This window comes from Pseudarthrobacter sp. C4D7 (assembly GCF_013359725.1).
In the GTDB taxonomy this organism is placed as follows: Bacteria; Actinomycetota; Actinomycetes; order Actinomycetales; family Micrococcaceae; genus Arthrobacter.
The window spans coordinates 1-13736 of record NZ_JABFMW010000041.1 but is presented as its reverse complement, the minus strand read 5'-3'; the positions used below and the strand labels follow the sequence as shown (position 1 = coordinate 13736).

General features: G+C 66.2%; 12 protein-coding genes. 8 read left to right on the top strand and 4 right to left on the bottom strand.

The genetic code is table 11. From position 1 onward, the window contains the following. Positions 1-71: 71 nt before the first annotated feature. Positions 72-260, top strand: a complete 189-nt coding sequence (locus tag HNO81_RS18785; protein WP_175319617.1) for a DUF1508 domain-containing protein — start codon at positions 72-74, stop codon at positions 258-260. A 16-nt stretch (positions 261-276) separates the two neighbouring features. On the opposite strand, the gene HNO81_RS18780 is transcribed toward HNO81_RS18785, so the two are convergent. The 3 genes from HNO81_RS18780 to HNO81_RS18770 are packed head-to-tail and all read right to left on the bottom strand — an operon-like array spanning position 277 to position 3157. After that, positions 277-954 carry a CoA pyrophosphatase gene (locus HNO81_RS18780; RefSeq protein WP_175319616.1) on the bottom strand — a complete coding sequence of 226 codons (678 nt, stop codon included), beginning with the start codon at positions 952-954 and terminating at the stop codon, positions 277-279. Continuing rightward, on the bottom strand, positions 951-1742 hold the full coding sequence (gene nth, locus HNO81_RS18775; protein ID WP_175319615.1) for an endonuclease III: 792 nt from the start codon (positions 1740-1742) through the stop codon (positions 951-953). The genes HNO81_RS18780 and nth overlap by 4 nt, the downstream gene beginning before the upstream one ends. 47 nt (positions 1743-1789) lie before the next feature. Beyond that, on the bottom strand, positions 1790-3157 hold the full coding sequence (locus HNO81_RS18770; protein ID WP_175319614.1) for a hypothetical protein: 1368 nt from the start codon (positions 3155-3157) through the stop codon (positions 1790-1792). A gap of 407 nt (positions 3158-3564) precedes the next feature. On the opposite strand from HNO81_RS18770, the gene acs reads away from it, so the two are divergent. Further along, complete coding sequence (gene acs / locus HNO81_RS18765) at positions 3565-5577, top strand: acetate--CoA ligase (RefSeq protein WP_175319613.1); 2013 nt, start codon at positions 3565-3567, stop codon at positions 5575-5577. Between the two features lie 95 nt (positions 5578-5672). Then, positions 5673-6434, top strand: a complete 762-nt coding sequence (locus HNO81_RS18760) for a DeoR/GlpR family DNA-binding transcription regulator (protein WP_175319612.1) — start codon at positions 5673-5675, stop codon at positions 6432-6434. 7 nt (positions 6435-6441) lie between these two features. Here HNO81_RS18760 and HNO81_RS18755 read toward each other — a convergent pair whose 3' ends face one another. Continuing rightward, on the bottom strand, positions 6442-7458 hold the full coding sequence (locus tag HNO81_RS18755; protein ID WP_175319611.1) for a LacI family DNA-binding transcriptional regulator: 1017 nt from the start codon (positions 7456-7458) through the stop codon (positions 6442-6444). A 213-nt stretch (positions 7459-7671) separates the two neighbouring features. Here HNO81_RS18755 and HNO81_RS18750 point away from each other — a divergent pair, with 213 nt between their 5' ends. The 5 genes from HNO81_RS18750 to HNO81_RS18730 form a co-directional block, all read left to right on the top strand. Then, a complete protein-coding gene (locus tag HNO81_RS18750; protein ID WP_175319610.1) occupies positions 7672-9735 on the top strand; it encodes a beta-galactosidase in 2064 nt (687 codons plus the stop codon). Continuing rightward, positions 9722-10657, top strand: coding sequence for a carbohydrate ABC transporter permease (locus HNO81_RS18745; protein WP_175319609.1), 936 nt, complete (start codon positions 9722-9724; stop codon positions 10655-10657). The genes HNO81_RS18750 and HNO81_RS18745 overlap by 14 nt, the downstream gene beginning before the upstream one ends. Positions 10658-10734: 77 nt before the next feature. Continuing rightward, positions 10735-11568, top strand: a complete 834-nt coding sequence (locus tag HNO81_RS18740) for a carbohydrate ABC transporter permease (RefSeq protein WP_175319634.1) — start codon at positions 10735-10737, stop codon at positions 11566-11568. Positions 11569-11639: 71 nt separating this feature from the next. Beyond that, the gene (locus HNO81_RS18735) at positions 11640-12968 is read left to right on the top strand and encodes an ABC transporter substrate-binding protein (protein ID WP_175319608.1); all 1329 of its coding nucleotides are present in this window, start codon (positions 11640-11642) and stop codon (positions 12966-12968) included. 122 nt (positions 12969-13090) lie between these two features. Then, on the top strand, positions 13091-13736 hold a 646-nt coding region (locus HNO81_RS18730; protein ID WP_305791429.1), incomplete at its 3' end, for a glycoside hydrolase family 36 N-terminal domain-containing protein.

Sequence of the window (13736 nt, the reverse complement as noted above, 5' to 3'; positions counted from 1 at the left end):
TCGAAAGCGGTGACTGAAACAGACCGGTCCACACGCTGATGCAACGACGCATACCAGGGAGGTCCCCGTCCATGGCGGGAAGATTTGAAATACACCGCACAGGCGATGATTCGTACCGGCTGCGGCTCACCGACGCCGAGGGCAACACCGTGGCGGTTTCACCGACGTTCAAGTCCCTGGCCACGCTGCGGGACGGCATCAAGGCGATGCGCGAGAACGCGGCCACCGGCATCGTGGTGGATCTGCGCCGGCAGTCCTGAGGTTTCCGGAAGCCTTCTAGACACCCATCGGGTGCAGCCGGTTCCGGTCCCACGGAACCGACCACCCCAGCTGGTCGAAGAGTCCGCTGAGCACAATCCCGGTGAAGCCCCACACCACCACGCCGTTCACGGTGAATGCGGGGCTGTCGAAGGTGCGGCCGGCCCGGTGGACGGTGGCCATGACCCGGTTGTCCGGGTCCAGCAGGTCCCGGACCGGGACACGGAAGACCTGGGCTGATTCCCCGTAGTCCACCACCCGGACCGGTGAGGGCGCCTGCCACCACCCGAGCACCGGCGTTACCAGGAAGTTGCTGTGTGCCAGGCCCAGGTCCTGGAGCGTGCCCAGTACTTCCACGCCGCCGGAATCCAGCCCGGTTTCTTCCTCAGCTTCCCGGAGCGCAGCTGCCACCGGGGTTTCGTCCCCGTCGATGCCGCCGCCGGGAAAGGCCACCTGGCCGGGGTGGGAGCCCAGGGTGTGGGCGCGCTCCAGGAGCAGGAGGTCGAGGTCCGCCGGCGCAAGGGGTTTGCCGGACGCGGCGGGGACGTCGTCAAGGACGCCGAAGAGCATCAGCACCGCGGCCCTGCGGGCCCGTGCCTCATCAACGGTCAGGGCGGCCCAGCGCGGGTCCGGAGGGCCGGCTGTGCCGGTTTGGGACCGCCGCACCAGCGCGGCGAGGTCTTCGCGTGCGCTCACGGGGTCCTCTTTTGCGAAGCCATCCGGATCTCGGCGGCCCGGTGCTGTTCTGCCAGGTACTGCGCCAGCAGTTCCTCGCTGCCGGGAGCCAGTTCGTACTTGAGGAGCTTGGCTGCCTTGACGGGATCCGTTTCGCCCAGCCCGTAGCTGGGGCACCAGGTGGCCACGGGGCAGGCGCCGCAGGCGGGCTTGCGGGCATGGCAGACCCGGCGGCCATGGAAGATCACCCGGTGGGACAGCATGGTCCAGTCCCGCCGCTCGAACAGCTCACCGACGTCCTGTTCGATCTGGACGGGATCTTCCGACTGGGTCCACCCGAAGCGTTTGGCCAGGCGGGCGAAGTGCGTATCAACGGAGATACCCGGAACGCCGAACGCGTTGGCCAGCACCACGTTGGCCGTCTTCCGTCCCACGCCGGGCAGCGTGACGAGTTCCTTCATCCGGCCTGGAACCTCGCCGTCAAACTCGTCCACCAGCCGCGTGCAGAGCGCCTGGACGTTCTTTGCCTTGGCACGGAAGAACCCGGTGGGCTTGAGGATGGCCTCGAGCTCCGTGGGGTCAGCCTCTGCCAGGGTCCGCGCATCTGGCCAGCGCGCGAACAGCACCTTGGTGACCTGGTTGACCGTGACGTCGGTGGTCTGGGCGGACAGGACGGTGGCCACCAGCAGTTCGAACGGATTCCGGAAGTCGAGTTCCGCGTGGGCGTAGGGGTATTTCTCGGCGAGGGCCCGATGGATGCGCCGCGCCCTCCGCTTCAGCGCCAGGACTGATTCGGATGGGTCGGGCATGCCGGCGGCGGCCTGGCCGGCCTTGGTACGGGCCCCGGCCACCGGCGTCAGCCGCGCTCGATGTTGCTGAGGTCGCGCAGGACGCCCAGCCGTCCGTCAGTGTGCTGGACCAGGAATTCGTGGCCCCGGTCCTCCAGTGCCAGCACCCAGCCGCCGGGCTCGATCACGAAGGCGGGCGCGCCGGTGCGGGGGTCGAAGGCGGTGCGGTGCTGGGCAACGGCAAACCAAAAGGCCTCGTGGATGGGCTGCCCGTCCAGTTCGTCGTGGCGGTTGGCCGGGTCCACGGTGGCCCCAATGGGCTGATCGGCGCGGACCTGCTGGTGGACAGCGGTGGCGGCCGGCGGCTCCCACGCGGGCTGCGGTGCATTCCCTGCGGGGACGTCCCCGTGACGGGTTTCCTCGGCAGCAGGCGCTGCGGAAGAACGGACGACGTCGGCTGCCTGGGTGGGCGGACCGGCGTCCACGTCGGGGGTGCTGTCGGCAGCTTCGGGGGCGGTAGACACAGGCGCCGACGCGGCGGGACGGTTGGCATCTGCACCGGTAGCGGGGGCTGCGGTACCGGCGGTGCCCGCGTTCGGCGTTCCGGCACCAGCTACGGGGACCGCGGCGGTGGCCGGCGGCTGCGCGGAGCGGACCGGCTCAGGGCTGGGGGCGTGGTGAGGGGTGGCAGAGCCTGGCTGGACTGCGGAGGAGCCGGCACCGGCACCCCCGAAGATGCCTGCGCCCTTGGAGCCTCCCTTTGCCTGGTTGGCCCCGGCGTCCGGCTTGGGTGCCTTAGGGGACCGCGGCTTCCGGGTGGGGAGTGCAGCTTCGCGGGCCACCACGTGAGCCGGCGCCTCGGGCCGGTCCTTGAAGTCACCGGAGAGGTAGGGCAGGAAACGGCCCAGCACGGTGGCAGCGAAAAGGACCAGAGAACCGATCAGGCCCACCAGCAGCGTAAGTCCGTATCCGGAGGCCACGGACAGGAAGAAGAAAGCCAGGGCGAAGGAGGCCACCACGGAGGCGAACTGGTCGATCGAGAGCGAACCGACCCGGATTTTGGTGGCTGGGGCCAGCCGGCGGGCTGCGAACAGCGCACTGGTGATCAGCGGCAGGATGATGCCCAGCCCCAGGAAGAACAGGTTGTTCAGGTTCCACAGGTTGTACCGCGTGCCGAAGAGGGGCAGCAGGGATGCGACGAACAGGATCACCGTGCCGCCGAAAACGGTCAGGTCCCGCACGGTGAAGGGGCCGAGGACCGCCTGGTTGGCCTTCGGATCGAGCTTTGCGGAGGAAGCCTTCTGCCCTGCAGCCTGTCCGTTGGCGGCATGACCGGCGGGTGACCCTTGCCCTGGGCCGCCCGTGGCGGGTCCGGAGCCTCCGGATCCTGCCTCGGTGTCCGGACCCGTGCGCTGGCCGAATCTCTGCTGGTTCATCTGCTCTCCTTAGCGTGGCGGCACCGGGCCCGGTCCGGGCCCGAAATCTGTGCCGTCTTGACATGCGGTCCAGCCCTGGCGGGGCAGTGTTTGCGCCCGGCCGGGACCGTCCAAAGTGAAGTCACAATTCCATCTCAGCCTAGTCAACAGCCTGGCTGATCACTAGCTGGAGGGGGCCTCTCCGGCCCAGGGCCGCGTCATGAAGCCACCATTCACCGCTTAAAAAATGCCGCTCGCGGTGGCGCCTGTGACGGGGAGCACAGCGGATCCGCGGCAAGCATTAGGCTAGGTTGCGGAACAGCTCTTTGCGGTACGTCCGCCCCGGCTGACGCCCAACGCCGTGCCAACGGCGGGCGCTGCAGGGGTTGCGTCCCGCGCGGCAAAGATCGATGAATGATGAGGTTCACATGTCCCAGGACACTCCCAGCTCCACGGCCACCGTTCCTTCCGCGTCCGGCCAGGCGGCCGGTCAGCAGGGCGATGCCTTTGCAAACCTGCTGCGTGAAACCCGCGCCTTCCCGCCGTCCCCCGAGTTTGCGGCCAACGCTGTGGTCACCGCCGCCGAGTACAAGGAAGCGGACGCCGACCGGCCGGCGTTTTGGGCCAAGAAGGCACGCGAGCTGCTGACCTGGAGCAAGGACTTCACCGAGGCACTGGATTGGTCCGATCCCCCCTTCGCGAAGTGGTTTGTGGGAGGCGAGCTCAACGCCGCCTACAACGCCCTGGACCGGCACGTCGAGGCCGGCAACGGGGACCGCGTTGCCATCTACTTTGAAGGCGAACCCGGCGACACCCGCACCTATACCTACGCGCAGCTGACCGAAGAAGTGAAAAAAGCCGCCAACGCCTTCGAATCCCTCGGCGTGGCCAAGGGCGACCGCGTAGCCGTATACCTGCCCATGATCCCGGAAGCCGTCATCACGCTTCTGGCCTGCGCCCGGATCGGGGCCGTCCACTCGGTGGTGTTCGGCGGGTTCTCGGCCGAAGCGCTCCGCTCCCGGATCGATGACGCCGAAGCCAAGCTGGTGGTGACCGCAGACGGAACCTACCGGCGCGGCAAGCCCAGCCCGCTGAAGCCGGCCGTGGACGACGCCCTGGCCCATGATGGCCACACCGTCCAGAACGTAGTGGTGGTCAAGCGCAACGGGCAGGACGTGGACTGGCACGAGGGGCGGGACCACTGGTGGGAAGACACCGTGGGCGCCGCATCCGTTGACCACACTGCGGTAGGCCACGACTCGGAGCACCCGCTGTTCATTCTGTATACCTCAGGGACCACCGGGAAGCCGAAGGGCATCCTGCACACCACCGGCGGCTACCTCACCCAGGGCGCCTACACGCATAAGGCAGTCTTCGACCTGCACCCGGAAACGGACGTCTACTGGTGCACGGCCGACGTCGGCTGGATCACCGGCCACTCCTATGTCGCCTACGCACCGCTCATCAACGGCGCCACCCAGGTCATGTACGAAGGAACCCCGGACTCGCCGCACCAGGGCCGCTGGTGGGAGATCGTGGAGAAGTACAAGGTTTCCATCCTGTACACAGCCCCCACCGCCATCCGCACCTTCATGAAGTGGGGTTCGGAAATCCCCGGCAAGTATGATCTCTCCTCGATCCGCGTCCTGGGGTCGGTGGGCGAGCCCATCAACCCCGAGGCCTGGATGTGGTACCGGAGGGAGATCGGCGGGGACAAAGCACCCATCGTGGACACCTGGTGGCAGACCGAAACCGGCGCCCAGATGATCGCGCCCCTGCCCGGTGTCACCGCCACCAAGCCCGGCTCGGCACAGGTGCCGCTGCCCGGCATCGCCGTGGACGTGGTGGACGAGATGGGCCAGTCAGTTCCCGATGGCCACGGCGGTTTCCTGGTCATCCGTGAGCCCTGGCCGTCCATGCTGCGGGGTATCTGGGGCGATCCGGAGCGCTTCAAGGACACGTACTGGTCCCGGTTCGAGAACATGTATTTCGCCGGCGACGGGGCCAAACGGGACGAAGACGGCGACATCTGGCTGCTGGGCCGCGTGGATGACGTCATGAACGTCTCCGGGCACCGGCTCTCCACCACCGAGATCGAATCCGCCCTGGTGAGCCACCCCGCCGTGGCGGAGGCCGCCGTCGTGGGCGCCACTGACGAAACCACCGGCCAGGCCGTGGTGGCGTTCGTCATCCTCCGCGGGGACGCCGCCAACAACGGCGACGCCACCGTCCAGGAACTGCGCAACCACGTCGGCAAGGAAATCGGGCCCATCGCCAAGCCCAAGAACATCCTGGTGGTGCCGGAACTGCCCAAGACCCGTTCCGGCAAGATCATGCGCCGGCTCCTCAAGGACGTGGCCGAGGGACGGGACCCGGGCGACGCCACCACGCTCTCGGACCCCACCATCATGCAGCAGATCGCAGCGTCACTGCGGAAGTAGCGGGATGGTTTGACGACGGCGCTGCCCGGCCCGGGCGGCGCCGTCGCCGTATGCTGGGAGCGACCCCGTAACCGGCGATGAAGGAACACGCTCACATGCTTGCAGCTGCCCGCCACCAGGCCATTGTGGATGCTGTCCAGCGGGAGCGGGTGGTGCGCGTCTCTGACCTGGCGGCGCAGCTGGGCGTCTCGCTGATGACGGTGCGGCGCGATATTGAGCAGCTCGAAGAAGGCGGGAAGCTGGAACGCATCCATGGGGGTGCCAAACTTCCCGGCGATGCCAGCGCCCATGAGCCCGGCTTCGAGCTGAAGTCCACCCAGTTGACGGCGGAGAAGCGTGCCATTGCCGTGGCTGCCGCTGCCCTGGTGTCGGAGGGCATGGCCGTAGGCCTGGGGGCGGGCACCACCACATGGGCGCTGGCCCGCGAACTGGCAGCCGGTCCGCGCATCACCGTGGTGACCAATTCGATGCGGATTGCCGATCTCTTCCACCCCGGCGGCTCCACTGTGATCCTGATTGGCGGCGAGCGCACGCCGTCGGACGCCCTGGTGGGCCCCATCGCCACCGGCGCGCTCCGGCAACTGCATTTGGACGTCCTGTTCCTGGGCGTCCACGGGATGGATGCGGATGCCGGTTTCACCACTCCCAACCTGCTCGAAGCCGAGACCGACCGCGCATTCGTGGCAGCTGCCCGCAAGACCGTGGTCCTGGCCGACCACACCAAGTGGGGCATGCTGGGCATCAGTTCAATTGCAGCTTTCGACGACGTGGATGAGGTCATCAGCGATGCGGGGCTCAGTGCCGAGGCACAGCGCGTCCTTGGCGAACGGACAAAACTGCGCCTGGCGCCCGCCTAGGGCTCCCTCAGGCGGAGCCGCGCCAAATGATGGTGGTCTCCAGGACGCGCGGCGTGCCGGGCAGGCCCTGGAGCTGCGCCAGGACCAGCTCAGCTGCGGTGCTCCCCAGGAGGTCAGCCGGCTGGCGGACAGTGGAGAGCTGGGGGCGGCAGCGGAGGGCCCAGCTGCTGTCATCAAATCCCACCACCCCGACGTCCTCGGGAACCCGGCGCCCGGCCTCCTGCAGCGCCGTCATGGCACCGGCCGCCACGGCGTCAGAGGCCGCGAAGACCCCGTCCAGGTGGGGAGCGCGCCGCAGCAGCTCCTGCATTCCCTCCAGGCCGGCTGCATAGGTGTACAACGGGTATTCCACCACGAGGTTCGGGTCGAAGCGGCTTCCCATCGCAGCCTGGAAACCGGCCAGGCGGTCCTTGCCGGAGTCACGGTCCAGGGCACTGGCGATCATGCCCACCTGTTTCCGCCCCGTTTGCAGCAGCCGGCCGGTAATGTTCCGGGCCGCCTCCACGTTGTCAATGGCGGCATAAGGCAGCGCGGGCGTTCCTTCCGGGTGACCGACGAACGCCGCGGGCAGGCCGATGTCCGCGATGGCTGCCGCAATGGGATCGGAGGCCCGCGCCGAGATAATCACCGCACCGTCAACCAGTCCGCCGCGCAGGTAATCCGCCACCCGGCGGCTGTCGCGGTCCGAGTCAATGATCAGCGATACCAGTTGGTAATCGGCCTTGGACAGCACCTCGTTGGCGCCCAACAGGATGGAACCGATGTTGGGGTCTTCGAACAGCAGGGAGTGGGGCTCGTGGATGATCAGTCCGATGGCCCGGGACTCTTGGGTGACCAGGTTCCGCGCAGCGTTGTTCCTGACGTAGCCCACCCGGGCGATGGCTTCCTCCACTGCCTGCTTGGCTTCGTCGGAGACGTATTTTTCCCCGTTCATGACACGTGAAACGGTCCCCCGGGAGAGTCCGGCGGCATCCGCGACATCGTTGATGGTGGCGCGGCGGGCACGGGTGCGTGTCAGCGACATATTTGTACTGTAGCGGAGTCCGTACACGTAACGTCCTCCGGCAGGCATTGACACCTCCTCCTGCCGCATCGTACTCTGGGAACGTTCCCAGATGATGTGCATCACATTCACTGGTCCGCTTCTGGGAACGTTCACAGAGATCGTTGAGACAACAGCGTCCAAGAGTAGGGGCTTCCCCGCCTTGCACGTTTGCCGCAAGCCGAAGGAGCAGGGTTGAGCCCCACCAAAACGTCAGTTGCCGAGCTTTCCGGGGACGGCCGGCTCGTTTACGGCTGCGACTACAACCCGGAGCAGTGGGATCCCGCCGTCTGGCAGGAAGACGTCCGCCTCATGAAGGAGGCGGGGGTGAACCTCGTTGCAGTCAACATCTTCGGCTGGGCAGAACTGGAACCCTCCCCCGGGGCCTACTCCTTCGAACGCCTGGATCAGGTACTGGATCTGCTGCACGCCAATGGCATCGGGGCCAACCTCGGCACCGGAACATCGTCCACCCCCGCCTGGCTTACCACCCTGCATCCGGAAATCCTCCCGGAGTCCGCAACGGGGGTCCGGGCATGGCCGGGCGGACGGCAGGCGTGGTGCCCCAGCTCCCCGAGCTACCGGGAATACGCCCTCCGGCTGGTGGACCAGGTGGTGCAGCGCTACGGGTCCCACCCAGCAGTGCGGCTCTGGCATGTTTCAAATGAACTGGGCTGCCACAATTCCCTCTGCTACTGCGATGTCTCCGCCGCCGCGTTCCGCAACTGGCTGGCCGCACGCTATGGCACCCTCGAAGCGCTCAACAGCGCCTGGGGCACCGCCTTCTGGTCCCAGCGCTACTCCGCCTGGGAGCAAATCCTGCCCCCGAGGATCACGGTCTCCACCAACAACCCCACCCAACTGCTCGACTTCAACCGTTTCAGCTCCGACGAACTGCTTGGCTATTACCAGGCAGAAGCCGAGCTGCTGAGGACGCACAGCGCCATCCCGGTTACCACCAATTTCATGGTCGCCGCGCACATCCGCAACCAGGACTACTGGACCTGGGCGCCCCACATGGACGTCATCGCCAACGACCACTACCTCGACCACCGGCTTGCGGACCCCACCGTGGAGCTGGCATTCGCTGCCGACGCAACCCGCGGACTCGCCAAAGGCCAGCCCTGGATTTTGATGGAGCATTCCACCTCAGCAGTGAACTGGCAGCCCCGCAACATCGCCAAAGCCCCCGGGCAGATGCTCCGCAACTCCCTCACGCACCTGGCCCGGGGAGCGGACGGGCTCTGCTTCTTCCAATGGCGGGCCTCCGTCCAGGGCAGCGAGAAGTTCCACTCAGCGATGCTGCCCCACGCTGGAACGGACTCGCGGATCTGGCGGGAAGTCAAGGAGCTGGGCCACATCCTCGAACGGCTCGCGCCGGTAGCCGGCACCACCGTCAAGGCCGACGCCGCCCTGGTGTTCAGCTGGGAAGCATGGTGGGCCTACGACCAGGAGTCGCACCCCTCCTCCGACGTACGGTACCTGGACCAGGTGCACTCCCTGTACAAGGCACTCTGGGACAACGGCATCACGGCGGACATCGTGGCCCCCGGCTCCGACCTCTCCGGCTACAAACTGGCATTGGTCCCCGGACTGTACCTCGTCCGCGACCAGGAGTCCGCGGCCCTCTCAGACTTCGTCAGCAACGGCGGCCATGCAGTAGTCACCTATTTCAGCGGCATCGTCGACGAAAACGACAAGATCCTGACCGGCGGCTACCCCGGCGCCTTCCGGGAACTCCTGGGCATCCGTTCCGAGGAATTCCTGCCCATGGCGCCCGGGCGGCTGCTGCAGCTCGATACCGGAGCCACCGCTGCGCTGTGGGCCGAGGACCTGCGCCTGGAGGGCGCGGAGGCGCAGGCGTCCTTCACCGAAGGCCACCTCGCCGGGACCCCGGCGGTGACGCGCAACCGGTACGGCTCCGGACACGCCTGGTACATCGGCACGGCACTGGATCCCCAGGCGCTCCGCGACGTGGTGGGCCGCGCCGCAGCCAAAGCCGGCGTCTCCGTCCAGGCAACCGCCGAAGGCCTGGAAGTCATAGCCCGCTCAGGCCCGGACCATACGTACACCTTCCTTATCAACCACTCGGACGACGAACACAAATACCCTGCCCAGGGCTATGAACTGATCGGGGAGGAAGAAGTCTCCACGGCCATCGTCATTCCTGCCGGAACGGTACGCATCGTCCGCAGCGGGAATCCAGCACCCCAAACCACTGGCCGCAGCGCCGGCCTTAAGGATGATGAAAGTGACTAGAAACCACACCGCTCCGGCACTCGCCGCAGGGGCACCGCCGGCCCGGAAACCAAAGACCTCAGCGGCCCAGCGCCGTGCCGTCCTGCTGTTCGTTGCTCCCTTCGGCCTGCTGTTCCTGGCGTTCTATGCGGTCCCCATCGTCTTCGCCATTGTGCAGTCGCTCCTCACGGTGGAACGCAAGGGAACGTTTGGACCTCCCCAACAGGTTTTTGGTGGGTTCGTCCAGTACCAGCAGGTTTTCCAGAACACCGAATTTTGGGAATCCGTGGGCCGCGTCCTGCTCTTCGGCGTGGTCCAGGTGCCCATCATGCTCGGCCTGGCCCTCCTGTTCGCCCTGCTGCTCGATTCGCCACTGCTGAAAGGAAAGAAGTTCTTCCGGCTGGCATTCTTCGCCCCGTACGCAGTGCCCGGCGTTATCGCCGCGATCATGTGGGGCTTCCTCTACTCGCCGTCGCTTTCCCCCTTTGGCGCTGTGACCTCCCAGGTGAACTTCCTCTCGGCGGACCTCGTCCTCTGGGCCATCGCAAACATCGTCACCTGGGTTTATGTCGGCTACAACATGCTGATCATCTACTCGTCGCTGCTGGCCATCCCCACGGAGATCTACGAGGCAGCCAAACTGGACGGCGCAAGCAACCTGCAGATCGCATGGCGGATCAAGATCCCGCTCGTGGTTCCTGCCATCATCCTCACCGGCGTGTTTTCCATCATCGGGACCCTCCAGCTCCTTGCCGAGCCGCAGACCCTTCGCAGCTTCAGTTCGGCCATCAGCAGCACGTTCACTCCGAACCTCGCCGTCTACACAACGGCGTCCGTGCCCAACTACAGCCTGGCAGCAGCCTTCTCGGTGGTGCTGGCGCTGGCCACATTCGTTCTTTCCTTCGTCTTCCTCAAGGCGACCCAGCGGAAGGTTTCCCAGTGAGCGCAGCAACGGCCGTGACCACAACCAAGAAGACAAACACCTCGGCAGGCAACCCCCGGGGCCCGCGCCAAAGCATCATGTCCCGGGGCGCGGCGATGCTCATCATGGGTGTCTTCACGCTGTACTTCCTGACACCCATCTGGTGGCTGCTGGTTTCCTCCTCCAAGAGCGGTGGTGACGTCACCGGCACGGCGCCGCTGTGGTTCACCCCGGATTCCATCCCCACGTTCTTCGCCAACCTTGGCAACCTCTTCACGTACAGTGACGGTGTCTTTGGCCGGTGGCTCCTGAACAGCGCGCTGTACGCCGGGCTTGGCGCACTGCTGGGCACCGTCATCGCCGCCATGTGCGGCTATGCCCTGGCCAAGTACGAGTTCCGCGGCCGGGAAGCAATCTTCAACGTCGTGCTCAGCGGCGTGCTGGTGCCCGCCACGGCCCTTGCCCTTCCCCTGTTCCTGATCTTCAGCCAGGTGAAGCTGACCAACACCCTCTGGGCCGTGTTCCTGCCCAGCCTCGTCAGCCCGTTCGGCGTGTACCTCGCACGCATCTATGCGGCGGCAAGCGTCCCCACGGAACTGCTGGAAGCAGCCCGCCTCGATGGATCCTCGGAGGCGCGGACGTTCTTTACCGTGTCCACCCGCCTGATGGCTCCGGCCCTGGTGACCATCTTCCTGTTCCAGTTCGTCGCCATCTGGAACAACTTCTTCCTGCCCCTGATCATGCTGCGGGACCAGGCACTGTTCCCCGTCACGCTCGGACTGTACGCATGGAACAGCCAAATCAGCCAGATCCCTGAGCTCAGGGTCCTGGTCATCGTCGGCGCCCTGGTGTCGATCCTTCCGCTGATCGCGACGTTCCTGGGGCTGCAGCGCTTCTGGAGCAGCGGCCTGGGTGCCGGAAGCGTCAAATAGCCCCTGTCAATCCCCCACAACCGTCCCGCGGCACCCCGCCCCGGTACAACCCCCACGAATAAGGAATAGAAATGCGCGTGCGTTACGGAAAAGCCACTGCCGCCTTTGCCATAGTCTCGGCGCTGTCCCTTGCGGGCTGCTCCAGCGGCGGAAGCACCTCCGCGTCCCAGGACTCGTCCTGCAAGCCCTCCTCGGGGCCGGTTGAATTGTCATTCACCACCTGGGTGCCCGGCATGGACAAGGTGGTGGACCTCTGGAACAAGGACCACCCTGACATCAAGGTGAAGGTCCAGACGGGTCCCAACGGCAACTCGGGCACCTACCAGAACTTCTTCAACCAGCTCCAGGCGGGCAATGCCCCGGACCTGGGCCAGATCGAGTACGACGCCCTGCCGAACTTCCGGGTCCAGGACGGGCTGGAGAACATCGCGGCCTGTGAGGGAGTGGCCGACGCAAAGGACAAGTTCGTGGACTGGACCTGGAACCAGGTCACCTTCGGCGAGGACAAGGCTGTTTACGCAGTCCCGCAGGACAGCGGTCCGATGGCGATGTTCTACCGTGCCGATCTCTTCAAGGAGGCGGGCATCAAGGTCCCCACCACGTGGGACGAGTACGCTGCAGCAGCTGAGCAGATCAAAGCCCGTGGCTCCTACATCACCAACTTCCCCCGCAGCGACGTCAACTGGTTCGCCGGAAATGTGTGGCAGGCGGGCGGCCAGTGGTTCGCCAACGCCAACGACAAGTGGGAGGTCAACCTGACCGGCAAGGAGTCCGAGAAGGTGGCCAACTACTGGCAGAAGCTGCTGGAAAAGGGCGAAGTCTCCACCCTGCCTTCCTTCTCCGATGAGTGGAATGCCTCCTTCAACAAGGGCCAGCAGTGGACGTGGGTTTCCGCCGTATGGGGCGCCTCCACCCTGCAGAGCGGCGCGCCGGACACCTCCGGCAAGTGGGCCGTTGCGCCCATGCCGCAGTGGGAGGCCGGCGGAAAGGCAGCCGGCAACTGGGGTGGCTCCTCCACTGCAGTCCTGAAGGGTTCAAAGCACCCGTACGAGGCCTCCAAGTTCGCCCTGTGGTTGAACACCGATCCTGAGGCGCTGGCGCTGGCCAACAAGCTCGGCGGCCTCTACCCCGCCGCGAAGTCGGCCAAGGACCTGGATGCATTCTCCGGCGGCGTGGACTACTTCGGCGGCCAGAAGATCTACGACGTGTTCGCTGATGCCTCCGCCAATGTGAACCCGAACTTCACCTGGGGACCCACCATGACCAAGACGTACACTGACGTTTCAGATGGTTTCGGCAAGGCGACGGGTGGCAACGGCACGCTTCTGGATGCCCTGAAGGACGGCCAGAAGAAGACCATCGAAGCACTGAAGTCGCAGTCCATTCCCGTCAAGGAGTAACAGCAAAGCTCTCCGTGGGGAAACTTTCCCACGACAAAGGACACCATTCCCGCCGCAGGCGGGGATGGTGTCCTTCTTCCGGTCAAACCGCCGGCTATTTTGAACCAACAGTAGGAGAAGTAATGGATCCCCTGTACCTCCGCTCCGCCGGCACCAGCCTGCTGGTCAGCTTCGACAGCGGGGAGGCCGAGGTCATCCACTGGGGCGCCGACCTGGGAGCGGACGTGCCGGACCTTGGCATCCTGTCGGCTCCCGTGGGGCACTCCTCCATCGACGCCCGCGTCCCCGCGGGATTGCTCCCCCAGGCCGCCTCCGCCTGGCGCGGCCGGCCGGCCCTGCGCGGCCACAGGCTCACCGGTGACGGCACCGGCTTCGATTTCTCGTCCCGCCTCCGCGTCACGTCGATGACCGCCGGAGACACCGGCGCCACCGTTGTGCACGCCGACGCCGACGCCGGGCTTAGTGTCTCGTCCTCCCTTAGGCTTCATTCCGGCGGGCTGCTGGAACTGCGCCACACCGTCACCAATGACGGCACCACCCCGTTCCAGGTGGATGAACTGGCAACCGTCCTCCCGGTGGCGCCGGACGCCGTCGAACTCCTGGACCTGACCGGGCGCTGGTGCCGGGAACGCCAGCCCCAGCGCCACCGGATCCAACAGGGCACCTGGGTCCGGACCGGACGGCACGGCCGCACCGGGCATGATTCTTCCCTCCTGTTCGCCGCCGGCACCCAGGGCTTCGGCAACCGGCACGGCAAGGTCTGGGCCA

Excerpts from the sequence above, each read along its gene's own strand:
- HNO81_RS18785 (WP_175319617.1), top strand. The coding sequence starts at position 72 with ATGGCGGGAAGATTTGAAATACACCGCACAGGCGATGATTCGTACCGG.
- nth (WP_175319615.1), bottom strand. The coding sequence starts at position 1,742 with ATGCCCGACCCATCCGAATCAGTCCTGGCGCTGAAGCGGAGGGCGCGG.
- HNO81_RS18770 (WP_175319614.1), bottom strand. The coding sequence starts at position 3,157 with ATGAACCAGCAGAGATTCGGCCAGCGCACGGGTCCGGACACCGAGGCA.
- acs (WP_175319613.1), top strand. The coding sequence starts at position 3,565 with ATGTCCCAGGACACTCCCAGCTCCACGGCCACCGTTCCTTCCGCGTCC.
- HNO81_RS18760 (WP_175319612.1), top strand. The coding sequence starts at position 5,673 with ATGCTTGCAGCTGCCCGCCACCAGGCCATTGTGGATGCTGTCCAGCGG.
- HNO81_RS18755 (WP_175319611.1), bottom strand. The coding sequence starts at position 7,458 with ATGTCGCTGACACGCACCCGTGCCCGCCGCGCCACCATCAACGATGTC.
- HNO81_RS18745 (WP_175319609.1), top strand. The coding sequence starts at position 9,722 with ATGAAAGTGACTAGAAACCACACCGCTCCGGCACTCGCCGCAGGGGCA.
- HNO81_RS18740 (WP_175319634.1), top strand. The coding sequence starts at position 10,735 with ATGTCCCGGGGCGCGGCGATGCTCATCATGGGTGTCTTCACGCTGTAC.
- HNO81_RS18735 (WP_175319608.1), top strand. The coding sequence starts at position 11,640 with ATGCGCGTGCGTTACGGAAAAGCCACTGCCGCCTTTGCCATAGTCTCG.